Below are 22,135 nucleotides of genomic sequence, written 5' to 3'. Positions count from 1 at the left end.
TCATCGGCGTTCGGGCAGCTTGCGGGCGATGGTTAGTCCGTCGGCGATCGGAAGCAGGACCGACTCGACGCGCTCGTCGTCTCGCACCCGGTCGTTGAAGGCCCGGATAGCCCGGGCATTACCGGTGGCGTCCGGGTTGGCCGCTTCGCCGTAATACAAGACGTTGTCCGCGAGTAGTAGCCCGCCGGGGCGCACTCGGGGAACCAGCAGTTCCCAATAGGCCTCGTACCCGGGCTTGTCGGCATCGATGAACACCAAGTCGATCATCTGGCCGGTGGGCAACGTTTCGAGGGTCTCCGCCGCGGGCCCGATCAGAGGTTCGATGCGGTCAGCGACGCCGGCCTGTTCCCAGGCGTCCTGCGCGATCCTCAGCCACTCCTCGGACAGGTCGCAGGTTGTCACTCGACCGACGCTAGGCATCCCCAGGGCGAAGGCGAGGGTGGAGTAACCGGTGAAGGTTCCTACTTCGACGACCCACCTGGCGTCGATCAGGCGAGTGAGCAGTTTCAAGAACACTGCCTGTTCGTGCGGGATCTGCATCTCGGCGCAGCCACCGAGAGCACGAGTCCGGTCGATCAAGTACTGCTGCGCTGGTGTGGGAGGCTGGGCTTGTTCCACCAGGTACTGATAAAGAGGGGGAGTGATCTGAAGCGTTTTGATATCGTTTGCGGTGGTGTTCATGGGCAGTCCCTTCATCGGCGCTGTCGAGGTAGCATGACCTCTTGTGAGATGACGTTTTCGCTGATTCTCAGCAGTAGGTCTCCGGCGTCTTCCTCGAATTGTTCGAAAGCATCCCGCAGCGCCGCGTCGCGCGGCGTCGGTATAGCATCCTGCCGGGCGGGGGCAGAAGCTGGACCGCTCAACCTGTGGGCGGCGATGTCGCACATCACTTGGGCAAAGCGGCGGACGAGCTGCGCCGCGAATGCTCGTCGGCACAAGGGACGTCGCTGGACCTGGAAGAAAGCATCGAAGACATCACGTTCGGCCCCGGTCGGTGCTTGCCCCGGGTGGTGCCCAGCCTTCCGCAAGAGGGAGGCGCCATTCGGAACAAGTTTCTTGGCGACGGCCATGTGCAGCCGATGATTGCGCCTGGCGGCGTTTGTCAGCGGCGCGATGACAGATTCAGGGTGTTTGTCTCGGATCCCCCGCAGGGCTAGCGTAATCGGCTCGTAGTCGCGAGCCCACTTGCCGCTGAAAGCCGCGTTGCAGGCCATCATGTCCGCCCGCACAGTCGCGGCGTAGTGCTTGGCCGAGCAGCTTCCTGTGTAGAGGAACAACAAGGAGTACGCGTCGAACAGTCGCGCCGCTGTATGGACGTCATCAGTCGTGGGGGCGGGATTATCGGCAATTGCTTGCAAACATCGGGTCTGCATCTGCCAGACGCCGAACGCTGCGTGGTGCCCCACCATCCATCGGTAGCGGATCCGTTCCACCAGGTCGAGCGGGGCCTGCAGAACGGAAGGCTGTCCACCGTGTGCAGCGTGGCGTAGTGTGCGCAAATCTTCTTCGGTTGGCTGGGTGCACCCTGACGTGCCCTCTGCCGCGTGGGGGCAGGGCGAGGGCTCCTCTTCCGGCATGGTCAGCACAAGGGGGGCAACGTCACCGTGCGCGGTAGGAGCGGAAACGCGGAAGCACACGTCGCTGGTGGTGGAAGATCTCATGAGTTGCTCCTTGGTGCGAGGCAAACGGCTCACCGTTGCTGTGGTCGAAGCCCCTAACGATGCGGTGGAGTTACTTGTCCCGTGCCTAGTCAGGATCGATAGATACGACCATTTTCGCGGAAGTCGATGCTTCCGATAGCCGAGTAGCTTGGTGTGTCAACACATGCCACATCTGCAAGGGCCCCTTCAACATAATGACGCAAAAGTACTATTAGTAATATCTACCGAAATGTGTCCGAGTTTTGGGTCGTTGAGCGATCGCATCGGGGACCGCGGCACGTCCGGATCCTTTCCTGGCCGCCTTTCTCGAAGCAACATCCCTCCACAAGGGATGCCCGATAGGTCATCACAAAGTGACCGTCTGGACTTGACAGGGAGGCGATGTGCTGCTGTCGGCGGCGTTGCCGCGTGTGCCGCTGATGGGTGTCGGCTCCTTGAGGCGCGCGTTGAAGAAGTCGACGTCGTTGACAACGCTGTCCAGGAGTCGGTAGAAACCTTGCGGCAGGAACGCTCCACACGTGCTCCACGGCGGACGGCGGCTGGGAGAGAACGCAGCCGAGGAACTGGATCTCGGTCTTCTGGTCGTTGCGCGGGTAAGTCTCGTGACGCGCAGTCGGGTGCAGTCGTCGATCGCGGTGAACTGATAACCTTCGGCACCGACCCGACGGTTTGATCGGTACGTCGTTCCTTCCCGTCTTCGGGATCGGTTCGGCGAGCTTGAGGTCGATCTACCGCCTCCGAAGCCGGAATTGGTACTTGTTAGTCGCAGTGCAGTGACAGCCGTCTTGACAGTGCGTCCAAGCGATCGGCAAACTTCGGCAATCCAGATTTCATGTCCGGCCGATCGAGCCGAGTCAAGAGCGAGTTCAGCGCAGAATCTGCCGGCCACCGCGGTGTGCAGAACGGCGCGCATATCCGTGCGAATGCGTCATGGAAAGGGTGTACGAAGTGGTACGAAGACGATTCCGGTCGGGTACGACACCGAAGTGGTGGAGCAGGCAGGTCGTGCTGGGGGTGGCGATCGCCACCGCGACGGTCGGCTTACCGGCCTCGAGCGCTGCTGCCGAGCCAGAGTCCCTGTTGGTGAGCCGGGTCGCCGAAGCCGACTGCGGCCCCGGCTCGCGGCCGGAGACAGGTGTTCAGGGGCAGGTGCCCAAGGCTGACCGTGACAGTGGGCGGAACAAGCTGGGCTACTGGTGCAATCTCGTTAGGCTGGGTGGCTATCAGGGCGAAGGCGCGGCGTGGGTGAACCCGTCCTACGACACGTGCGCGTACATGGCGACCGCGTTCCTTGGGACACTGGGGAAGCGGTCGCAGGGCACGCAGGTCGTCGACGTTTCGGACCCGCGGAATCCTCGGCTCTCCACCAACCTCACCAGTCCTGCGATGTTCACCTCGCCCTGGGAAAGCCTCAAGGTGAACGAGAAGCGTGGGCTGCTGGCCGGAGTGTCGGGCGGAGGGGCGTTGGGGGCGCTGTTCTTCGACGTCTACGACATCTCCCAGGACTGTGCGAGGCCGCGGATCCTCAACGGCGCCAACGGCACCAACCTGACAATGCCGGCGAACGTGCTCGGGCACGAGGGCGAGTGGGCCCCTGACGGCAATACTTACTATGCCAGCGGCCTCGTCGGGGGCTCGTTCACTGCGATCGACGTCTCCGATCCCACCAAACCACGCATGGTCTTCACTGGCCTCGCCGGTATCCCGGCCAACCACGGATTCTCTCTCAGCGCCGACGGCAACAGGTTGTACATGACACGGGCCGCTCCTCCGGGCGTCGACATCTTCGACGTCAGCGCCATCCAGAACAGGGAACCGGCCCCGGCGATCATTCAGATCGGGGGCGTGTCCTGGAGCGACGGCCTGTTCACGCAACACACCATCCCCATCACGTACCAAGGTAAGCCCTACCTCGTCGCAGTCGATGAATTTAACAACGGCGGCGTCCGGTTCATCGACATCAGCGACGAACGCAACCCGAAGGTTACCCATCAGCTGAAGCTCGGGATCAATGCTCCCGAGCACGCAGCCGAGCGAATCGAGGACACCATCGGCAATGGCTTCTTCGGCTACGAAGCTCACTACTGCTCGGTGGACCGTGCCGATGAGCCGCGCAAGCTCGCCTGTGGCTGGTTCCAGTCCGGCGTGCGGGTCTTCGACATCCGTGATCTTTCCCAGGTCAAGGAGATTGCCTACTACAACCCACCCGCCCAATCCGACAACAAGGCGAAGCTCAAAGGGTCCGAACACGCCTACGGCATTGGCGCGCCCATCGGGGGCGGCCTCACCGGGTCCAACTTGACCGCCGACTGGTGCAGCTCGCCCCCGCGGTTCGCCGGTTCGGATCAGCTCTGGGTTACCTGCCAGGACAACGGGTTCCTGGCTCTGCAACTCACCAACGGTGCTCAAGGATGACCCGGCGCTTGTTGCTCGCGCTGTGCGGGCTCGCGCTCGTGGTCGGCGCAGCGCTCATCGGTGCTGCGTCGGCCGCTCCTCCAAACAGCCACCACCACGAGTCAGGCGGCGGCACCATGCCCTCCGCTGTCGACGTGGGATTCCTGCAGGACATGATCGTCCATCATCAGCAGGCCGTGACCATGAGCGAGATGGTTCGTAGCGGGGCGGGCGTTGAGATCGCCGGCCTGGCCGACGTGTTGCGGGGCAACCAACTCCTGGAGATCGGCCAGATGACGGGCTTCCTGCAGGTATGGGACAAGCCGCTCATCTCTTCGAGCGCACCGATGGGCTGGATGCCTGGCGGTGCCGAAGGCCACCAAGCCCACCACGACGGTAGCCAGGACGGTGCGATGCCCGGTATGGCAACGCAGGACGAGCTGAACCGACTGGGAGAACTCGCCGGTAGCGCGAAAGAGGTCTACTTCCTGCAACTCATGGTGCGCCATCACCAAGGCGGCGTGCACATGGCGGACTATGCGGCCACCCACGCCGCTACCCCTCAAGTTAAGGCACTCGCCCAACGCATAGCCGTCGAACAGTCCAAGGAAAGCCAGCAGTTGACTGCCTTCCTCAGCCAACGCGTCCCATAAGGAGAGAAGCGTGGTGTCTTGGCTGCGACGACTCATTGCGACGGTGAGCGTCCTGGCCTTGCCCCCAATGCAACGCCCATAGGCACGCTACGGCGGAAGTCGCCGCAGCCGACCGCACCCCGGAACGAGCCGCTGGACGCGACCGCCCATGCAGCAGTGCTCCTAGGCCTCCGCCGCATCCGGCCGTTCAACTCGATCGCGAGCAACCGTGAGACCGCTGTTCCTCCGCATCCTCTCGTCGGGTCACACATGTGACGGATCAGCTGACCTGACCAGGGTGGCCGTTGCATCGGCGCTGCCGCTCGTCATGCCGCGGGCGACCGGGATGCGCCTGTGCAGCGCCACGTGTGTACCGGGAGAGTCTACTCAGGACGGAATGCCAGCGTGGCACGCGAGCACTGACACCGCTCGTGCGGCAAGCTTGCCCGGTGCTGTTGGGACAATGTCGCTGCCCTCGCCACACACGGTGATGTCGAAGCAGGTGGTGCTGAGCGTAACGCCCGTCGTAGGGTCGGTATGGCGTGGAAGACCAGACCGTGACCAGGTCGTGGAAACCGTTGCTGCGCAAGTCATCGGCAGCCAGTTGGAGATTGAATTTGGCTGGGACCGTGACGTCAGGCACGGCTGGCCGCCAGCAGCTCGGTCGTACGAGCACGCGTCCAACGCTCTCCGGCCAGCTACGTTTGCTAGCGCCGTGGGTTCGGCGTGCCAGTCATCAGCTTCGGTCCACACGCGCTCGATCGTGCCGGTGATGTGAGTGCGGGCAAACTCCTCGGCGCGGCCTCCGCGCAAGCATTGAGCCATTGCCGCGTGTTCCGAGTTGACCGGCACCAGCTGACCGGGTGCGGCGGCCGCTTGCACGAGCTGGCCACGCGCTGGCCGGTTACCGACGCCTGACGATCCGCTACGAACGCTATACCAATCACTTCTGCACTTCCTCATCCTCGCCGCCGCGCTCACCTGCTCCAGGAAACTCGCGAAATAAGATACGTCTCTATTCACGAAGATCATTAATCTGTCCGCGCGGCCCCATCAGGGGGACCAAAAGGGCACGGAGTTATATCTAGGCCTGTTGCGGCTCCTGCGTCTGGGCAAGCCTGTAACTCCCTCAATCCTGCAAACGAGGAGCATGTGACGATGAGAGGACAGCCATGCCAGGCATCGGGTCATGCAGAGACGCAAAGAGGCTTCACGCGCAGCGTTGATCGAGCGTTGTCGCTTCTGGAGGCTTTGGCAGCACACGGTTCGCCGTCCAGCCTGTCCGGCCTTGCTCGTGTTACTGGGCTCTCCAAGGCAACCGTGCACCGGATATTGAACACGCTCGTTGCGCGAGGGTTTGCGGAAAGAGCAGGTGATGATTACACGCTCGGTAACCAAATGCTGCAGCTGAGACCGGAGGTAATTCGGGCTGCTGCACTGCAGCGGAAGCTGATGCCATTACTGTTGCCGCTATACGAGCGGACGCATTGTGCGGTGAGCATTGGAGTGTTGCACCGGGGCTACGTGTTCTACTCGGATCGACTGCATCGTCAGTGGCATGACGACAGCTTCCGGCAGCCGGTGCCGGCGCATTGCAGTGCGGTGGGCAAACTTCTCCTCGCGCATGATCGTGACGCCATCGCCGGGCTCGCCGAACGGGAACTGAAAAGGTTCACGGCAATGACGATTACAAAGGTTGGCATCTCAGCTGTGAGCTGACGAATGTTCGCCGGAAATCCGTGGCGTACTCACATGGTGAATACCTTCGCGGGGAAGCTGAGGTTGCGGTCCCGATCCTTGGGGCGGATAGGCGGATTGTGGCCGGGTTATCCGTCGCGGGCCCGGTCGATTCGATGAATTTGGATGCGATCCGAATGGAGGCTAGTCACAGGGCTGCGTCAAAGTTGTGTTTCAGCATGTCAGGAGTAGTTCGACGGGGCGGTTGAAGTCGCGGGCGTGGTGCCGGGTGGCGGCGGTGATGTTGGTGTGGCCGGTGAGGCGGAGCAGGCTGATGGCGGTGTTGCGGAGGGTGGCCATGACCTGGGGTGCTGATCCAGTGCGGATTTGGCAGCGGTCTTCGTCGTAGGCGACGTCGCGGACGTGGTGGAGTTGGTTCTCGATGAGCCAGTGGCCGCGGATCCAGGCGGCGATTTGCTCGGGGCGGGCTTCGGCGAGGGTGAGGCTGGTGACGGCGTAGACGGTTTCGCGGGTACGTTTGCCGGTGGCGCGGATCGTGCGGGTGCGGGTCAGCCGTAGAACCTGGGCCGCACCGGGAAATCCGATACTCGTCGACAGTTCGGTGGCTTTGAGGGTGCGGGTGTCCTGTCGGCCGTGCCCACGTTCGCGGGAGACCGCGAGCGGGGGAATGTCTTTCCAGGGAAGGCTTTTCACGCGTTTGCGGAGACTGGGCTGGTTGCCTTTGATGGTGAGGATGTAGTGGCCGCCTCGGTCGCGGATGCGCTGGGCGGTGTCGCGCTGGCAGTGCAGCGCATCAGCGGTGACCACCGCGCCGTCGAGATCGAGGGTGTCTAGAAGTGTGGTGAGCATGGGGATCTCATTGGTCTTCGCGCCGACGGCGATCTGGGCCAATACGGCCGAGGTGTGCTGGCAGAGTCCGGCGAGCAGGTGTACGAGATTGCCCGCGGTGTCGCGGGCTCCTCGGAGGGTCTTGCCGTCGAAGGCGATCACCCGGCGCCCGTCGATGGTGCTGGTGCGCAGCCACATCCACGCCCCGATCGCCGCATCAAGAGCGTCGCCCGGCAGCAGCGTGAGCAGACGCCGGATCGTCGGCTCCGACGGTGCGCGCCGCGTGATTCCCAGGCGCCGTAACGATTCCACGGGTGCGTCGGCGGCCCATTCGGCGATCGCGGTGAACGAACGTGCTCCGGTGATCGCGGCGGCGAAGGCCACGGCCAGCACTGCGGAAAGCGGGTACCGGATCCCTCGAGGCTTGCGCGGATCGGCGACCTTCGTCAACGCGCCCAGCACGCCGGCTGATGCCAGCGCCTGACCGGCCGAAACACCACCGCCGACCCCGGCGAGCGAGGCCGGTTGGTCACCGACGATGCGGACACGAGATGATGAGCGTGCGGGCACGGCGACGATCCTTCATAGACGATCAGGTGTGGTAACCAAGATCATCTCTGATCACGCCGTGCCCGCTTCACACACCTACGAAACCCCAGGCCACACCACACAAACCCGACTTCGACGGCGCCCTGAGGCTAGTCAGTCTGCTCAAAAGGCATTCCGCTATCTTTTGCAGTCTACTGCACTGAGTCCCTCGCAACGCTGCAACTCGCAGTACGACGAAGCGATGCCGTGGCTGGAAGGGGGTATATCTACGCAGAGAGCTGGTTAGAGGCGCGTCTCTTTTGGCTTGTTTGAGCTTCTTCAAGCAGGTCGGCGGCGAGAGCGAGATCCATCCCACGCGCATCCCGGTCAGCGGGGAACACCAGTCCAAGCTCACCCTGATGAGCGAGTCACTGCGCAACGACGGCAGGGTGTGTGGGTGCCAACTTCGGCAACCTGGTGCCGAGGGGCATCGCCTCGCGGGCCGCCAAGAACGTCTGCGACTAGGGCCGCGGGGTCGGGCGTGGCTGCGGTGAAGGCCAAGTACGGCAACCTCTTCGAGATGTACGAGCGGATCACGAACGAGAACGACCCCGCACGACTCCTCCGGAACAGCGGGCCGTCAAGCCACTGTGGACATTGGGCTCTGCAATTGGTCGCTTAGCCCGTTCTGTCCTGGTTGGACCTGTTGACACTTTCAATGCGAAATACCCAGCTGGCACACAGTCTGGCTTGGTCACATTCGTTGATCACAAAAGCGATAGCCTCGATAAGTACCTAGACCTGCCTCGAGTGGAGGGTTCTCACCTGGTTCGGGGAGTAGTTCGGCAATTGCGCTCACCTACGTATGTCCGGGCTAACCTCCGCGACCGCGAACTTATGACCAGAATCAGTACAAGCGTACGTATCGCGTACTGATATGGCAGCCCCGGTCTGCTTCGAGTTCTTCGGTGTCGCCGCGAGACGGCGGCCACACTCCAACCAGCTCTGCGAAAGGAGGATGCCGTGACTCTTGCGACGACATCGGCACACCGATCAGCCAGCGAGGTCCTCGGGTGGAGCCGGACCACCATCGAACCGGTACTGCGTGCCGCGGTGCGCCGGCTGCCGGACTCCATGCTGCACCTGGCCGGTTACCACCTCGGGTGGTGGGACGCGACTGGCGAGCCGTGTCGGGCACCGGCTGGCAAGGCGATCCGGCCGGCGCTGACGTTGCTGTCCGCCCAGGCGGTCGGTGGCGCACCGGAGGCCACGGTCGGCGCGGCTGTCGCAGTGGAATTGGTGCACAACTTCTCACTGGTGCACGACGACGTGATGGACGCCGACGAGATGCGTCGGCACCGGCCGACCACCTGGTCTGTCTTCGGCGTCAACCAGGCGATCCTGGCCGGCGACGTGATACTGGCCGCCGCGTTCCAGGCGCTCGCGGCCACGGGGGCTCCCGCCTGCACCGCGAGCGCGGTGGACGTGCTCGCCCAGTGCGTGAGCGCGCTGTGCGAGGGGCAGAGCGCCGACCTGTCCTTCGAGGAGCGCAACGACGTTGACACCGGCGAGTACTTGACCATGGCCTGGGGCAAGACGAGCGCGCTGCTGGGCACTTCGTGCGAGCTGGGCGCGATGCTCGCCGGTGGGGACGAGCAGCAGCGGAAGGCGTTGCGGGACTTCGGCGAGCACCTGGGCCTGACGTTCCAGCTCATCGACGACCTACTTGGCATCTGGGGCGACCCGGCGGTCACCGGCAAGCCGGCCGGCGCGGACCTGGTGCGGCGCAAGCAGTCCTACCCCGTGGTGAGCGCGCTGCGCGCGGGCGGCCCGGCTGCCGCCGAACTGGCCGAACGCTACGCCCAGCCCGAGGCATTCACGCCAGAGCAGGTCACCGAGGTGGCGCTGCTGGTGGAACGGGCCGGCGGTCGCGAGGCGACCCAGCGCCACGCCCGGGAGCAGTTCGCCGATGCCCTCGCCGCGCTGGAGGCAGCCCACCTCGACGAGCAGGCCAAATCGGAACTGCTTGTACTCGCCGAACTCGTCACCCGTCGCAACAGCTGAGGAGAAGGTCGTGCACCCACTCGTCTGGCACATCAGGGCAACGCCCGCCGATCCGGCGCCGAGCGACGCGGTCCTCGTTGTGAGCAGCTACAGTCTCGCCGACCGGCTGCTGTCGGACTGCGCGGCGGCACCGCTGCTGGTCGGTGAGCTGCGCCGGCACGGTATCAGCGCTGTGTCGACCCATGTGGACGTGGGCGTCGGTGAGCAGATCGCGTCGGCGCCGCGTGGTGGCGATATCGACTTGCTCGCCATTGGCGCCGACCAGCGCAGCCGGACCATAGTGGACAGTGTGCTCAAAAGTTGGTGTCGGTGGCCGCGCCCCGCACGGTGCTGATGGCCAGCCCGCGCTCGTTCTGCGCCGACGTGGAGCGCGCGATCGGCATCGTCGAACGAGCGCTCGAGCAGGCCGAGGGCAGCCCGGTGTACGTCCGCAAGGAGATCATGCACAACAAGCACGTCGTGCGGGACCTGGAGGAGCGCGGCGCAGTGTTCGTGAACGAGCTCCACGAGGTGCCCGACGACGTGACGGTCGTCTTCTACGCGCACGGCGTGCCCCCCGCTGTCCGCGACGAGGCCGACCAGCGGGGTCTGCGAGTCATCGACGGGACCCGCCCGCTGGTGTCCAAAGTGCACTCCGAGGCACGCCGGTCGCGGTGACATCGTATTCCTGATCGAGCACTGTGGCCACGAGGAGGTGGAGGGTACCTTTGGCGAGGTGCCGGACCAGACCGTGATCACGGAAACGATGTCCGATGTGGAGCATTTGGACATCGACGACCCGTCACGGGTTTCCTACCTGACCCAGACCACGCTCGCGGTGGACGAGACGCCGACGTGGTGGCGGCATTGCGCGCCAAGTTCTCCGCGCTGCGTGGCGCGGCCTCCGACGACATCTGCTACGCGACGACGAACCGGCAGAGCTCGCTGCGGTTGCCGATCAGGCCGACCTGGTGCTGGTGGTCGGTTCCGCCAACTCGTCGAACTCGGTTCTTCTGGTGGAACTGGTCGAGCGCGGCGGCACCCCGGCGCACCGGATCGACGACGTCAGCGACATCCGACCGGAGTGGCTGGCGGAGGCCAGTGTGGTTGGGCTGACCGCGGGCGTGTCCGCGCCACCGAACCTGATCGACGAGATCGTGCGCGCACTGGGCGGGTTCGGCCCGCTGGACGTGCGGCAGATTGAGACGACGACCGAAATCATCCGTTTCGGACTTCTCAGCGCCGTTCGCTCGCTGTCCTGACCCTTCGGGAGCGACCGTGACCATCGTCAGCGACTTCATCGCGTCGGTTCCCGTGCCACGGCAGCGCACGGCGCTGCTGGAAACCGTCGCCGGGCCCGCCGACCTGCGTCGGCTGGACCATGCCGACCTGTCCGAACTGTCCGCCGAGATCCGTGAGTTCTTGGTGACCTCGGTGTCCGCGGTCGGTGGTCACCTCGGGCCGAACCTGGGCATCGTGGAGCTCACCCTGGCCCTGCACCGGGTGTTCCGCTCGCCGCAGGACCGCATCCTGTTCGACATCGGGCACCAAGCGTACGTGCACAAGCTCGTCACCGGCCGCGCCACCGGGTTCGCCTCGCTGCGGCAGTACGGCGGCCTGTCGGGCTACCCGTCGCGGCCCAGTTCTCCCGAAGGTCCCGTGAGCCGCAAAGTAGCGAGTGATCACCCATTCGTGTCTGGGGGGAGGTGGCGCTAGCGTCCGCGTGTGCGCCAGAACTGGGAAACGGACGAGCTGGTTGATCTGTGGACGCTGGTCGGTGAGAACTGGCGTCTGGTGGGCAACAAGACCGGCGCGACTCGGCTCGGGTTCCGTTGCTGCTGAAGTTCTTCGAGATCGAGGCCCGGTTTCCGGCCTATCCAGTGGAGATCCCGGCCGCCGCGGTGGACTACGTGGCGTTGCAGGTGCGGGTGGAGGCCACCGAGTTCGCCAAGTACTCCTTCACCGGCCGGACTCTTCGGCCAGTCGCTTGACTTCATGGAACCCACCACACCTGATCAGTACGCGGCGTCTGTGTCAGTCTACTGTGAGCCGCAAAGTAGTGAGCCCCGCGCCAGCCGGGCGGATTCAAGGGGTCGTTGCAACACGGCGGCTAGTTGCTGCTGGCGGCTAGGAGCCTAGCGAAGCGCTCGGCTGGGGTATCCCAGCCGAGCGTTTTTCGTGGTCGGGTGTTGAGTTCGGCGGCGACCTGGTTCAGGTGTTCGCGGTCGTAGCGGGCGAGGTCGGTGCCCTTGGGGAAGTACTGGCGCAGCAGGCCATTGGTGTTCTCATTCGAGCCGCGCTGCCAGGGGCTGCCCGGGTTGCAGAAGTAGACCGGGATGCCTGTGCTGGTGCTGAAGGCGTGATGAGCCGCCATTTCAGCGCCCTGGTCCCAGGTCAGCGACCGCCGCAGCTCAGCTGGTAGGGGCGTAATGGTCTTGGTCAGGGCGTCGTTGAACCGCGCTGAGGTGCGGCCTTCGGGCAGGTGGACCAGCTTCACAAACCGGGTGGAGCGCTCGACCAGCGTGCCGATGGCCGACTTGTGCCCCTTGCCGATGATCAGGTCACCTTCCCAGTGGCCGGGGACAGTACGGTCGACGGCCTCGGCGGGTCGCTCGGTGATCATGACCATCGGGTGCGTGTAGCGAGAGATGCGCTGGTTGGCGTGGCGGCGCCGCTTGCGCATGACCCGCCCGGTCCGCAGCACCTTGGCCAGCTCGCGCCGAAGTCCACCGCGGGCCTGCTGGTAAAGCGCCTGGTAGATCGTCTCGTGGGTCACATGCATGTCCGGCCGGCCAGGGAAGTCCCGGCGCAGTTTCCAGACGATCTGTTCCGGGCTCAACTTCTTGTCGAGCAGCGCCTGGACGGCCTGATGCAGGTCTGCGTTGCCCGCGATCTTGCCGGTCTTCGGGCGGGGTCGACGGGCGTTGGCGCGGGCCTGCGCGGCATGCGGCCGGTAGGCACCGCCGGGATGCCGGTTGCGGCGGATCTCACGGCTGATCGTCGACGGCGCGCGGCCCAGCTCGGCCGCGATGGTACGAATCCCTGCTCCTTCCCGTAGCCGGTCGGCGATGTGGATCCGCTCCTCTTCCCGCAGGTAGCGAGAAGGGCCTGAAGGCGGAACCTCCTGGTTAGCGGGAGGTCTCGGCTTCAGGCCCTTGCCCGGCGAGTGGTGGCCGTTGCGCCACTTCTTGCCTGTCCGCCGGTTAATCCCGACGATCCGGCACGCTTCCGCGTTGCTCACACCCTGACGCACAAGATCAAAGTAAGCCTCGCGTTCACGGACGAGCTTCCTCGGCCCCTGCGGCTTACGCCCCTTCCGGATCTCGAAGTCCATCGCACCCCTTGAGCTGGGGTGTTGCGACGACTCCTAGAACCCAAGCCGTTGGCGCGGGGCTCTTGGGATGACAAATCACGTCACGCGTAGACCCAGAGCCAGACGCCGCCGCCGCCAATACGCCTCTCGTACGAGCAGCTGTTCCAGCGCCCGTCTTGCTGCCCGGCCTTACAAAAAGCCTCTGCGGCAGCCTGACTCGGATGCACTCCACCAAAATCCCTGGTGGCAGCGGATGAGGCCGGCGCCGCAGTTGCAATCGAGGCTCCGGCGATCGCGGCGGCGACCGCAAGCTTCTTGATCATGAGACTCCTTAATTTTCCATAATTCGTTTATGGTCATAATGCTGACGTTTATTGCTAGTAGCCAAGTTGGCATCTCGAATCTTGCCGTGAACTCTCGTACGGATCAATCCATGTTCTGCAAAGTTGCCCTACTGGCGCTTCCGTTGTGCACGAATGCATCGCTGCACGCCAGTCGACCTGATCGCCACCAAGGCCGGGAACGCGGTCGTCCGCAAGGACCGCCACCGACGACGGCGTGGGCATCCTCAACGCAGTCCGGCCGAAGCGGGGGCATCGCAGGGATAGGGGAAACTGCCAAGTGGTCGGATAGGGCCTGGTCAGGCGTCGTTGTCGGCGAGGGCGCGGTAGAGCGAGGCGACCGAAGGGGGCTGGCCGGCGTTCTTGTCGGCCTTGGTGATCAGTTTCTTCACGATGTCGGGCATCGGGGTGCCCTGACGGCGCGAAGTTGTCATGCGCGCACGGTAGCGAGATCGACTGACGCTTCCGCGAGCAAGCCGGCGCCAGGGCGCTGTCAGGCGTGTCGCCATGGGAGGCGGGACGCTTGCCGACAGAGGGACGGGCCGGGCGAGGCCCGGAGGCCGACCTCGGGGTGGCCTCTCTGAGTGCTACCTCGCCCGCGAGATCTACACAATCCTCTGCCAGCCAACCAGCAGCCCCGTCACCTCTCGCACTACTTGACGATCTATAGGAGCATTCTTGTCCACTATGGATGGATTCGGCGTCCGGGCGAGTTCTCCGAGCGGACCGTACTCCATCGCGCGGTTATCTGGTGATGTGTCGTCGGACTGATGAGCGAACGGGCAGCGTTGAGAAGTCGTGCGAGCAGCGTTGACGAGCCGTTCACGCGGTGCGGCTGGTGGCGGGCGTAGTGTCCCCGATCGCAGGCACGAAGGTCGTTCGGAGGTCGGCGTGGGTTCGTTCGGCGGCAAGGTGGCCATCATCACCGGGGCGACTAGTGTGGAACCGGGCGGAGTGAACATCGGAGGTGCCGCGGCGGCCGAGTTGGCGTCGCGCGGCGCGCGGGTCGTGGTTGCGAGCCGCACCACTGAGAACGTGGAACGGCTTGCGGCCATGTTGAACGAGAAGCACGGTCCTGGCACCGCGCTCGCCGTCGCGACCGACGTCCGCTTCGAGAACCAGGTCGAGCATTTGGTGGCCACTGCGGTCAGTGCGTTCGGTGGGTTGCACGTGTTGATCAACGTTGCGGGAATCTTCCCGGTCGGTGACGGCGATCTCGCGTCCATGTCGGTCGATGTGTGGGACGACGTGATGGCGGTGAACTTGCGCGGCACGATGCTGGCCACGAAATATGCGCTTCCGCACCTGCGCGAGATCGGTGGAGCGATCGTCAATACCGCGTCCACGCACGCGTTCGCCGGTGACAGCCGCCTTACCGCGTACGGCGCGACCAAGGCGGCCATCTTGGCGCTGACCGCGTACACCGCCACGCAATATGGCCGGGAGGGCGTCCGGTGCAACGCGGTGTGCCCTGGCGTCACCATTACGCCTCCTGCGTTGCGACTGCCCGCGGAGATGATGGCGATCTACCGACGGCATGTCGTTGCGCCTCAGCTCAGTGGTCCGGAGCAGATGGCCAAACTCTATTGTTTTCTCGCCTCGGATGACGCCGGTTCCATCAACGGCGAACACGTCCGAGCGGACAACGGCATGCTGGCGCAGCAACCCTTTGTGCCTGACATGCGTGACCTGGGTAGGGCGGCCGTACCCGACGAGCTGGACTGACTCCGGACGTAGGAAACGGAAATGCCTGGTCGCTGTTAGTCGCCGCCGCGTACGTCGTCGTGATCGTTTTTGCCGATCTCGGCAGCGGCCTCGTTCTCCGCATGCCGGTCACCACGCCGCCGCTGCCTGCAATCGACGCTTGGTTCCCGAGTTCCCGAGTTCCCGAGTTCCCGAGTTCCCGAGGAGCCGGGAATCAGGGATCGTGATGCCGTCGCAGGAGTTCTGGAATCGGGAATTCCGAAGGTCGTGCGACCTCGCGTTGCGGTGAATGACGGGCCGCGCAGAATGTTCGACACGTTAGTGCAGGCGGAGCGGCTTGGCGTTGGCCTTGCGCCGGATGGTCCGTCTTTCGAGACGTGGTACATCTGAAGGCGAGAAGCGCTGCTGTTTTCGTTGGTCAGCCAGGATGCCCGCTGTGGCTGAAGTGTCTGTGACGGAACTCGATCCCACCGGTCGTGATGTGCACGGGGAAGTCGCCCGGCTGTGTGAGGGCGGTCCGGCGACGTTGGTTCTGCTGCCCGGTGAGGTCTGGGGCGTGGTCGGTCACGCGCCCCGATCTGATCAAGAGGCTCGCTGGCGACCCACGAGTGTCGCGAGACCCGCGACGGCACTGGCCGGCTATGGCGACGGTTCCGGCTGACTGGCCGTTGAACGCGTTTGTGCAGCTGAAGTCGCTGACTTCCGCTTATGGCGAGGACCATCGACGGCTCCGTAAGCCTCTCAGTAGTACCTTCGGCCAGCGGCGGCTCGAACTGCTCCGCCCGCGCATCGAGGAGATCGTCGACCGGTTGATCGACGGACATGGACGCTGACGCGGGAACACCGATCTGCTTTCGCGAGCACTTCGCGCAGGTGCCCGCTGAGGTGATGTGGGATCTGTTCGGCCTGCCGGATTCATTGCGTGCAAGGTTCTCGTCGGGCTTGCCCATGTTTACAAAACCGCGGCGACGCCTGAGGAAGCCGGGGCTGCCTTCACCGAGATGGTCTCCTGCGCGGCGGAACTGCTTGCGGACAAACGGGTTCTTCCCGGGCAAGATTTGGCTTTCGATCTGTTGGAGGGCCAGGAATTTGATCCGTCGATGACCGACGAAGTCCTTATCCACACCCTCATCACGATGCTCGTGCGGGCATCGACACTACTTCCAACCACGTCGCCAACGCCGCCCACGCGCTGGTGGTGGATCCGGTTCAACGTCGGCTCGCCGTCATTGGCGAGGTCGGGTGGGACGACGTGGTGGAGGAGTCCCTGCGCAGGGACGGTCCGGTCATGCATGTGCCGTTGCGGTTCGCCGTAGGGGAGATCGGCCTGGAAGGCATGACGATCAAGCAAGGTGAAGCGATCATCCTGGCCTTCGGCGCGCCAGGACGAGACCTGAGCTGGCACGTCGACGCGGACGAGTTCGACCTGACGTGCAGAGAGAAGGACCATCTGGCCTTCGGGCACGCTGTGCACTACTGCGTCGGAGCACCGTTGGCCCGCATCGAGGGGGCCATCGCGCTCAAGCGCTTGTCACCCGCTTCCCTGACCTCGAACTCGCTGTCCCACCCAACGAGCTGATCCCTCACACCTCGTTCATCGGCTGTGGTTTCCAGTCGCTGCCGGTGATACTCCGGCCGCGGGTGCCTGGGGAACGTTGAGATGCGAACTGCCGCCCGGCGAGTGTTCGATGTCGCTCGCCCGATCCTCCCTGACAGACTGGGGTGAGACGTTGGATCGGTTCGGGTTTAATGAGCGCTGCGTGCTTACGGCAGATCACATCGTTGTCGTGTGAGGCGTCGCGGCTGCGGCTCCAATAGAAATCAATCAGCCAGCTGACTACGCCACTGTGGACTGTTCAACTCCGGGACCGGAAAAAGATGAGACCTTTCGGTCGCGGGGGCCGGTGCAGTCGGCATTCACGTTCCCGGAGGTGGTCGGCCTGCGATCGGTGCGCGGGGGTGAGCTCGTGGTCCGGCCGGAAGATCTGTCCGCGGCGGCCATAGCGGATCGTAGACTCAAGTTGTCACGAGGCCTTGCGCAGGAAGTCCGATCGCCACGCCGGATTGAGCTCAGGTATCGGCTGTCGCCGGTGCGCATCATCGGCACGCGGACCGCGTGGTAGGGATCGAGTTCGAGCGAAACGAGCGCATCGACGCCGGAGACGGCCCGGCGATCGGCGAACCGGCCGGTCCGAATGAGATGGTAGCGGCGGGACTTGTGCTGACGTCGACAAAAAACGTTGCCGAAATTATCGTTTGACGAGGCACCCAACAACGGCGGAAGCATTGTGACCCGGATACCGGCCGCCCGGTGCCGGGTACGTATGTGACGGGCTGGATCAAACGAGGCCCGACAGGCTTCATCGGCACGAACAAATCCTGCGTCCGGGAAACGGTGACTACCCTCATCGAGGACTACAACGCGGGAAAGCTTCCCAATCCGGAGAAGAGCGCGGAAAGTCCCGTCTTGGCGGGGTCGAGCCGATTGTTCAAGGCTCAGGCGGGTACTTGTTCCGGTAGGGAAGTGCTTTCAGCTACGTTAGACAGGGTGTCGCGTACTCGTTCGCGGAGGACGTTTCGGCGGATTTTGCCGTTGGCGGTGGTGGGCATCTCGTCGAGCCACAGCACCGCTCGCGGTCGCTTGAACGCCGCCAGTTGGGCTCGGCAGAACTCGATCAGCTCGGCCTCTTCGACCGACGTGGTGCCCGCGGCGACGAGGCAAGCCACCGGTTTTTCGAGGCCATCGGCGTCTGGTGCCGTGACAACCGCCGCCTGTGCCACGGCCGGGTGTCGCAGCAGGACTTCTTCGACCTCCGCCGGGGACACCCAGATTCCGCCCGCCTTGATCATGTCGTCGAGCCGGCCGAGGGAGGTGAACGTGCCGTCAACATTACGGACGAAGCTGTCACCGGTCCGCAGCCATTCGCCCTGGAACACCCGCTTCGTGGTCTCGTACCGCGACCAGTAGCCGCTCGCGATCGACGGCCCGGAGACGAAAAGCTCGCCCGGACGGCCGAACTCGTCGACCACGGCGCCGCGTTCGTCGCGCAACTCCGCTGCGTAGCCTGGAACTGGGGTTCCTGTGCTGCCGGGCCGGGCCGAGCCAGGACGGTTGGACAGGAAGATGTGCAAGGCCTCGGTCGAGCCGATCCCGTCCAGGATCTCGACGCCGAACCGATCGCGGAACCTGTTGTGCAGGGCGACCGGTAGCGGTTCCCCTGCCGATACGGCGTGGCGTACCGACGCGAACGTGTCATCGGGGATGTCGCTGTTGAGCAATGCGGCAAAGAAGGTCGGCACCCCGAAGAACAGGGTCGGCCGGTCGGCGCGTACGCGTGCGGCGACAGCATCGGGGGTTGGGCGGGCCGGGTCCAGCAGGCTGGTGCCGCCCGAGGCGAGGGGGAAGAACAGCGAATTGCCGATTCCATAGGCGAAGAACAGCTTGGCGATCGAGAAGAACCGGTCGCGCGGCTCGGCGCTCAGCACGCCGTGTGCATACGCCGAGCACACCGCGCGGATACTCGCATGCCGGTGGATCGCGCCCTTGGGCTGCCCGGTCGTGCCGGATGTGTATAGCCACAGCGCCGGGGAGTCCGCGTCGGTGGCGGCAGGAGCGACGTGGTCTCCGCCCGCTGCGGTGACGTCCGCCCACCGGTGGGTGCGGACACACACGGGGAATCCGGCCGGGTCCGCGCGGTCCAGCACCACGTCGGTGACAGCGGGAGCCGCAGAGACCGCGGATTTCGCCGTTTCCGTGAACTCTTTCGACACACAGCACACCCGAGCGCGGGAATCCGTAAGCATCGCAACGAGATCCGGGACGGTAACCATTGTGGACAACGGAACCGCAACCGCGCCCAGCAGCATCGTGCCAAGGACGCCGGTGACCAGTTCGACATCGTCGACCATGTAGAAGACGACACGCTCTTCCGGGCGCACGCCGAGTGCCTGTAGCCCCGACGCGAACCTGCAGGCTTCGTACGCGAGTTCGGCGTAGCTCAGGGTCCGGCGCGGGGAAGAGACCGCCGGTGCCACTGGATCTCCCTGGCTCAGCAGGTAATCCGCTGCGTTGAACACCTCGCTGCTGTTGGTTGGCATCAGGCCTCCTTGTCCGGGCAGTCCGGGATGCGGCGTCGCTGGGTTCACTTCGCGGTGGAAGGCGATCCTTCTCGGGGCTTCCGGAGGAATGACCGTTTCCGCACCTGCGTCGATCAGCCGACGGCGGGCCGTGACATGGCCCGCCCCAGGGACACCGTAGTGGCCGAATGCGCCGACGGTGTCGATCAAGGTGGGTTAGGGCAAAGAACATTGCGTGAAGAGACTTCCGCACGGAAAGTGCGTGGCAGGCACACCGCAACTAAGAGTACTTTCGGTCATAGAGGTCGTCCGGAACTCTCCCAGTGTTGTCCAGGAATGGGAATTATGCAGTCCGTCTGTTCGATAGCGCGTGCTGTGGCCCGCTGGCGGGCGGCACTTGAAGCTGCTCGTGTCCAGTGCGGCGCGGCCTTCGCCCGAGATCCGGTTGGCAGGCCTCTGCGGGAGCGCTGCATCGAGTCCGGTTCAGTTGCTCGTGACAGGAAATTCCACCGATGACCACGAATGAGGAAGCAGTAACCGAAGAGCAGAGTAGGGTGCGCCTCCGCGTCCTCCCCGCGACCGTCAAAGCGCCGGCGGCCTCGAAGACCGGGGTTGTTCCGGATCAGCCTGGCGCAGGACGGCGCAACGCGTCGGCGCTCCCACCGGCCTCGCGCTGGCAGCGATTCGCCAAGCGCCCGCTGTTCTTTCACTACAACCGGCTCATCGTGTTCATCATCGCCGGCAATCTCGCGATCGCCGTGAACGGCGTCGGTGCGGAGTTCGCGAGCAACGCGGTGCTGGTGAACCTGACCGCGGCCGTCTTGATCCGGCACCGGCACGTCCTGAATGCGCTTTTCGAACTGGTCCGGCGGATCCCTACCAGCTGGCCGTTGTGGGCCCGGCGTACTGCGTCCAAGGTCTACCACGCGGGGGGTATCCATGTCGGCGCGGCGATTTCGGCGACGCTCTGGTATGTCCTGCTGCTGGTCCGAATGGTTACCGACGCCGCGGGAAATGCGGCGCTTCTGCTCTCATTTTCCTATTTTCTCACCTATGCGATCGCCGCTGTCCTGGTAACGATCTGTCTGCTGGCATTACCCATGATCCGCCGCACCTGCCACAATCTTTTCGAACACAGCCATCGTTACCTCGGCTGGCTCACGCTGGGGCTGTTCTGGCTGCAGACGCTCACGGTCGGGGCGCAAGACGCGTCCGGCGCGTTCTCGTGGGGCAAACTGCTCGACGAACCGCAGCCGTGGGTCCTGATTCTGGTGAGCGCATGCATCCTGACACCGTGGCAGAACCTGCGCAAGGTCGGAATTTCCGTCACTCGTCCTTCCTCGCATGTCGCGATCGTGAATTTCCACTACCGGTGGGCGCCGTTCAACAGCTCCAGCACTGTGTTCAGCCGCAGTCCGCTAGGCGAATGGCATGCCTTCGCCGCCATCGACCCACCTCCCGGTGGCAGCGGATACCGGGTCGTGCTGTCGCGGGCCGGCGACTGGACGTCGAAGTTCGTCGACAATCCGCCCGAGCATGTCTGGACAAAAGCGGCGTCGATCAGTGCGCTGGGCCGGATCACGCGCGTCTTCGAACGAGTCCTGTTCGTCGCGACCGGCAGCGGCATCGGCCCGATCCTCACCTCGGTGATCGGCCGCGTGAAAACGACGCCACACTTGGAAACGGCACTGCTGTGGGTGGCGCGCAACCCGCGCGAAACCTTCGGCGGCGAACTGGTCGATGAGATCTTCGAGCTCGTACCCGGCGCACTCATCGTCGACACCTCGGTCGAGAAGAAGCCCGACATGGTCACGCTGACCTATCAGACCGCTGTCGGGTTCCGGGCCGACTCCGTCTTCGTCACCTCGAACCGGAAGGTCACGCTCGACGTGGTCTACGCGTTGGAAAGCCGCGGTATCCCGACCAACGGCGCTCTGTTCGACTCCTGAGGGACTGTCGTGGAACTCGTATTGCGTGGCGGTGTGGGTGGCGGAACCTCAGACGCTCCCTGGACTGCGGGTGCCTCTCCTCAGAGGACATTTGATCTTGTTTGGTGGCGATCTGTCCGTTTCGGATGAAGCCTGATATCTTGATCGAATTGTGAGTGCCCGGCGCGCGTACCCCAGCGACCTGTCCGATACCCAATGGCGTTGATCGAGCCGACGTTGACGGCTTGGCGTGACGCGCGGCGCGGCTGGGCGTGGCGGCGAGGGTGCACGACCTTCGTGAAATCGTCAACGCGATCCTGTACGTGTGCCGGACCGGTGAGGTCCCCCGAGAACCGGACATGGGGTTTTATGGCGCATGGGCGGCGGGTTGACGATAGCTGATGCGGGTTTCGTGGGGTGTTCGATACCCGAAGGGTCGAGCGTAGACGGTCGTGGTTGCAGTAGTTGAGGTAGGCGAGCACGTCCTGTTGTGCCTGTTCTCGGGTGTCGAAGTCCTGGGTGCCTATCTCGGTTTGGAGTGTGGCAAAGAACGATTCGGCGACGGCGTTGCCCTAGCAGGACCCTGCCCATCGGCGGGCGTATACCGGTGTTGGTGAGCGTGGTACGGAACTGGGCCGAGGTGTACTGCTCAGGTTCAACCGGTCGTCGCGACATCGGCTTATTGATGTGAGAGTAGCAGCTCGTTCAGTTCTTCGGCTGGCGTCTTCCATCCGAGTGTCTTACGTGGACGATCGTTGAGCGCGGCGGCGACAGCGTCGAGATCGCTGCGGCTATGCCGCGATAGGTCGGTTCCTTTTGGAAAATACTGACGCAGTAGGCCATTCGTGTTCTCGTTGGTCCCGCGTTGCCAGGGAAGATCGCGCCATTGCCGGTCAGGTTCCTCGCCTGGGCCAGGTCGATCGCGTCGCAGGCCAGATCGGCTGCGCACGTGATCGGCCATCGCGTGCCCGGCCGCTTCTCGTGTACA

At 64.3% G+C, this 22,135-nt stretch carries 20 protein-coding genes and 6 pseudogenes; 15 read left to right on the top strand and 11 right to left on the bottom strand.

Annotation, left to right across the window (positions count from 1 at the left end):
* Entirely contained in the window at positions 1-681 is a 681-nt protein-coding gene (locus tag ACWEV3_RS34100; protein WP_452617832.1) for an O-methyltransferase, read from the bottom strand.
* An 11-nt stretch (positions 682-692) separates the two neighbouring features.
* A complete protein-coding gene (locus tag ACWEV3_RS34095) occupies positions 693-1,661 on the bottom strand; it encodes a hypothetical protein (RefSeq protein ID WP_452617831.1) in 969 nt (322 codons plus the stop codon).
* Positions 1,662-2,666: 1,005 nt separating this feature from the next.
* On the opposite strand from ACWEV3_RS34095, the gene ACWEV3_RS34090 reads away from it, so the two are divergent.
* Positions 2,667-4,076, top strand: coding sequence for an LVIVD repeat-containing protein (locus ACWEV3_RS34090; RefSeq protein ID WP_452617830.1), 1,410 nt, complete (start codon positions 2,667-2,669; stop codon positions 4,074-4,076).
* Positions 4,073-4,708 carry a DUF305 domain-containing protein gene (locus ACWEV3_RS34085; protein ID WP_452617829.1) on the top strand — a complete coding sequence of 212 codons (636 nt, stop codon included), beginning with the start codon at positions 4,073-4,075 and terminating at the stop codon, positions 4,706-4,708. The genes ACWEV3_RS34090 and ACWEV3_RS34085 overlap by 4 nt, the downstream gene beginning before the upstream one ends.
* A gap of 243 nt (positions 4,709-4,951) precedes the next feature.
* On the opposite strand, the gene ACWEV3_RS34080 is transcribed toward ACWEV3_RS34085, so the two are convergent.
* Together ACWEV3_RS34080 and ACWEV3_RS34075 are read right to left on the bottom strand one after the other, a co-directional pair.
* Positions 4,952-5,053, bottom strand: a complete 102-nt coding sequence (locus tag ACWEV3_RS34080; protein WP_452617828.1) for a hypothetical protein — start codon at positions 5,051-5,053, stop codon at positions 4,952-4,954.
* A 396-nt stretch (positions 5,054-5,449) separates the two neighbouring features.
* Positions 5,450-5,584 (bottom strand): annotated as a pseudogene (locus tag ACWEV3_RS34075) (1-deoxy-D-xylulose-5-phosphate reductoisomerase); the annotation flags it as partial.
* On the opposite strand from ACWEV3_RS34075, the pseudogene ACWEV3_RS34070 reads away from it, so the two are divergent.
* From ACWEV3_RS34070 to ACWEV3_RS34060, 3 genes and pseudogenes are all read left to right on the top strand, one after another.
* Positions 5,584-5,693 (top strand): annotated as a pseudogene (locus tag ACWEV3_RS34070) (IS5/IS1182 family transposase); the annotation flags it as partial. The pseudogenes ACWEV3_RS34075 and ACWEV3_RS34070 overlap by 1 nt on opposite strands.
* A 152-nt stretch (positions 5,694-5,845) precedes the next feature.
* Positions 5,846-6,406 carry a helix-turn-helix domain-containing protein gene (locus ACWEV3_RS34065; protein ID WP_452617827.1) on the top strand — a complete coding sequence of 187 codons (561 nt, stop codon included), beginning with the start codon at positions 5,846-5,848 and terminating at the stop codon, positions 6,404-6,406.
* 20 nt (positions 6,407-6,426) lie between these two features.
* Positions 6,427-6,633 carry a hypothetical protein gene (locus tag ACWEV3_RS34060; RefSeq protein WP_452617826.1) on the top strand — a complete coding sequence of 69 codons (207 nt, stop codon included), beginning with the start codon at positions 6,427-6,429 and terminating at the stop codon, positions 6,631-6,633.
* On the opposite strand, the gene ACWEV3_RS34055 is transcribed toward ACWEV3_RS34060, so the two are convergent.
* Complete coding sequence (locus ACWEV3_RS34055; RefSeq protein WP_452617825.1) at positions 6,599-7,783, bottom strand: ISAs1 family transposase; 1,185 nt, start codon at positions 7,781-7,783, stop codon at positions 6,599-6,601. The two genes, ACWEV3_RS34060 and ACWEV3_RS34055, sit on opposite strands and share 35 nt — an antisense overlap.
* 981 nt (positions 7,784-8,764) lie before the next feature.
* On the opposite strand from ACWEV3_RS34055, the gene ACWEV3_RS34050 reads away from it, so the two are divergent.
* The 6 genes and pseudogenes from ACWEV3_RS34050 to ACWEV3_RS34025 all read left to right on the top strand — a co-directional run bounded on the left by ACWEV3_RS34050 (position 8,765) and on the right by ACWEV3_RS34025 (position 11,775).
* Entirely contained in the window at positions 8,765-9,805 is a 1,041-nt protein-coding gene (locus tag ACWEV3_RS34050; RefSeq protein ID WP_452617824.1) for a family 2 encapsulin nanocompartment cargo protein polyprenyl transferase, read from the top strand.
* A gap of 10 nt (positions 9,806-9,815) precedes the next feature.
* Positions 9,816-10,139, top strand: a complete 324-nt coding sequence (locus tag ACWEV3_RS34045; protein ID WP_452617823.1) for a hypothetical protein — start codon at positions 9,816-9,818, stop codon at positions 10,137-10,139.
* Positions 10,139-10,616: pseudogene (locus ACWEV3_RS34040) on the top strand (4-hydroxy-3-methylbut-2-enyl diphosphate reductase); the annotation flags it as partial. The gene ACWEV3_RS34045 and the pseudogene ACWEV3_RS34040, both read left to right, overlap by 1 nt.
* A 139-nt stretch (positions 10,617-10,755) precedes the next feature.
* Positions 10,756-11,046, top strand: coding sequence for a hypothetical protein (locus ACWEV3_RS34035; RefSeq protein WP_452617822.1), 291 nt, complete (start codon positions 10,756-10,758; stop codon positions 11,044-11,046).
* Between the two features lie 73 nt (positions 11,047-11,119).
* Positions 11,120-11,464: pseudogene (locus ACWEV3_RS34030) on the top strand (1-deoxy-D-xylulose-5-phosphate synthase N-terminal domain-containing protein); the annotation flags it as partial.
* Positions 11,465-11,616: 152 nt separating this feature from the next.
* Complete coding sequence (locus ACWEV3_RS34025) at positions 11,617-11,775, top strand: hypothetical protein (protein ID WP_452617821.1); 159 nt, start codon at positions 11,617-11,619, stop codon at positions 11,773-11,775.
* 119 nt (positions 11,776-11,894) lie between these two features.
* On the opposite strand, the gene ACWEV3_RS34020 is transcribed toward ACWEV3_RS34025, so the two are convergent.
* The 3 genes from ACWEV3_RS34020 to ACWEV3_RS34010 form a co-directional block, all read right to left on the bottom strand.
* Positions 11,895-13,025, bottom strand: coding sequence for an IS30 family transposase (locus ACWEV3_RS34020; RefSeq protein ID WP_452617856.1), 1,131 nt, complete (start codon positions 13,023-13,025; stop codon positions 11,895-11,897).
* Between the two features lie 173 nt (positions 13,026-13,198).
* A complete protein-coding gene (locus tag ACWEV3_RS34015; RefSeq protein WP_452617820.1) occupies positions 13,199-13,420 on the bottom strand; it encodes a hypothetical protein in 222 nt (73 codons plus the stop codon).
* 317 nt (positions 13,421-13,737) lie between these two features.
* A complete protein-coding gene (locus tag ACWEV3_RS34010; RefSeq protein WP_452617819.1) occupies positions 13,738-13,872 on the bottom strand; it encodes a hypothetical protein in 135 nt (44 codons plus the stop codon).
* A gap of 457 nt (positions 13,873-14,329) precedes the next feature.
* On the opposite strand from ACWEV3_RS34010, the gene ACWEV3_RS34005 reads away from it, so the two are divergent.
* The 3 genes from ACWEV3_RS34005 to ACWEV3_RS33995 all read left to right on the top strand — a co-directional run bounded on the left by ACWEV3_RS34005 (position 14,330) and on the right by ACWEV3_RS33995 (position 16,721).
* Complete coding sequence (locus ACWEV3_RS34005) at positions 14,330-15,163, top strand: SDR family NAD(P)-dependent oxidoreductase (protein ID WP_452617818.1); 834 nt, start codon at positions 14,330-14,332, stop codon at positions 15,161-15,163.
* 620 nt (positions 15,164-15,783) lie between these two features.
* Positions 15,784-15,975 (top strand): hypothetical protein, encoded by a 192-nt coding sequence (locus tag ACWEV3_RS34000; RefSeq protein WP_452617817.1) that lies wholly within the window; start codon positions 15,784-15,786, stop codon positions 15,973-15,975.
* 365 nt (positions 15,976-16,340) lie between these two features.
* Positions 16,341-16,721: a cytochrome P450 gene (locus ACWEV3_RS33995; RefSeq protein ID WP_452617816.1), complete on the top strand. Its 381-nt coding sequence runs from the start codon at positions 16,341-16,343 to the stop codon at positions 16,719-16,721.
* 917 nt (positions 16,722-17,638) lie between these two features.
* Here ACWEV3_RS33995 and ACWEV3_RS33990 read toward each other — a convergent pair.
* Positions 17,639-19,240: a benzoate-CoA ligase family protein gene (locus ACWEV3_RS33990; protein ID WP_452617855.1), complete on the bottom strand. Its 1,602-nt coding sequence runs from the start codon at positions 19,238-19,240 to the stop codon at positions 17,639-17,641.
* Between the two features lie 491 nt (positions 19,241-19,731).
* Between ACWEV3_RS33990 and ACWEV3_RS33985 the strand changes: the two genes are divergently transcribed.
* The gene (locus ACWEV3_RS33985) at positions 19,732-21,168 is read left to right on the top strand and encodes a hypothetical protein (RefSeq protein ID WP_452617815.1); all 1,437 of its coding nucleotides are present in this window, start codon (positions 19,732-19,734) and stop codon (positions 21,166-21,168) included.
* 80 nt (positions 21,169-21,248) lie between these two features.
* On the opposite strand, the pseudogene ACWEV3_RS33980 reads toward ACWEV3_RS33985, so the two are convergent.
* Together ACWEV3_RS33980 and ACWEV3_RS33975 are read right to left on the bottom strand one after the other, a co-directional pair.
* Positions 21,249-21,692 (bottom strand): annotated as a pseudogene (locus ACWEV3_RS33980) (hypothetical protein); the annotation flags it as partial.
* Positions 21,693-21,826: 134 nt separating this feature from the next.
* Positions 21,827-22,021 (bottom strand): annotated as a pseudogene (locus ACWEV3_RS33975) (transposase); the annotation flags it as partial.
* Positions 22,022-22,135: the final 114 nt, after the last annotated feature.

This window comes from Saccharopolyspora sp. NPDC003752 (assembly GCF_053605825.1).
This window is presented reverse-complemented; position numbering and strand designations above follow the sequence as displayed.